The organism is Candidatus Symbiopectobacterium sp. NZEC135 (genome assembly GCF_025962695.1).
The window spans coordinates 1-659 of the sequence record NZ_JAGFPF010001202.1; the positions used below are offsets into that span (position 1 = coordinate 1).

General features: G+C 56.0%; 1 pseudogene. It reads left to right on the forward strand.

The features are described from left to right. Nucleotides 1-588, forward strand: a pseudogene (locus J5224_RS33335) (pyruvate:ferredoxin (flavodoxin) oxidoreductase); the annotation flags it as partial. Nucleotides 589-659 lie beyond the last annotated feature (71 nt).

A 659-nucleotide genomic window follows, 5' to 3' on the forward strand; every position in this document is an offset into this window, starting at 1 on the left:
CTGACAGAAAACGTCAACGTGCTGGTGCTGGATACCCAGTGCTATTCCAATACCGGCGGCCAACAATCCAAGGCAACGCCGTTGGGTGCGGTCACCAAATTTGGTGAAAAAGGCAAGCGTAAGGCGCGTAAAGATCTGGGTATCAACGTGATGATGTATGGCCACGTTTATGTTGCGCAGATTTCACTGGGAGCACAGCTTAACCAAACGGTGAAAGCGATTCAGGAAGCAGAAGCCTGGCCTGGCCCGTCACTGATTATTGCCTACAGCCCCTGTGAAGAGCACGGCTACGATCTGGCGTTCAGTCACGATCAGATGCGTCAGCTGACGGCTACCGGATTCTGGCCGCTCTATCGCTTCGATCCGCGTCGTGTGGAAGAAGGCAAACCGGCGTTGGTCACGGATTCCCGTCCGCCCTCCAGCAGCCTGAGCGAGACGCTACTGAAAGAGCAACGCTTCCGTCGGCTGAATACGCAAATGCCGGAAGAGACCGCGCGGTTGTATGAAGAAGCGGAACTGGATCTGCGGCGTCGCTTTGATTTCCTGACGATGATGGCAGGCAAAGCAGAGAAGAACTCGCAAGAATAAGGCCGTGCTGCCCGACGGGATCCTCAGTGCAAGCCGAGGATCTCGTCGGGGAAATGGGCGTTGGCGGAAGA